This is a genomic window from Zobellia barbeyronii, from assembly GCF_018603515.1.
Lineage (GTDB): Bacteria > Bacteroidota > Bacteroidia > Flavobacteriales > Flavobacteriaceae > Zobellia > Zobellia barbeyronii.
On sequence record NZ_JACATN010000030.1, the window covers coordinates 1 to 317 of the forward strand.

Annotated in this window: 1 pseudogene; it reads right to left on the reverse strand. The window is 47.3% G+C overall.

The window, feature by feature from the left end:
• Window positions 1-309 (reverse strand): annotated as a pseudogene (locus HW347_RS20600) (OmpA family protein); the annotation flags it as partial.
• Window positions 310-317: the final 8 nt, after the last annotated feature.

The window sequence follows — 317 nt, forward strand, 5'->3', positions numbered from 1 at the left end:
CGATTTTAACGTCTGGGCGTACCGGTACATGTATTCCGGGTCGATATCCGTTATCCCCAACTGGAACAGTTGCCCGTACCAATTGGACGCCTCTTGGTAGTTCGCGTTCAAATAGTTCGCGTTACCCAAATTCTTGAATATCTCCTCTTCCGTATACCCGTCCTCTACCAGGTCCTCATAGGACTGTATCGCCGAGGCATAGGAATAGTTCGTGAACTTCGTATCCGCTTTTCGTATCTTTTTCTCCTGTGCCTGTGAGGCCATGGCCATCAATGCCAGACCGCAGAATATATATCTTGTTTTTTTCATGTCTTGTC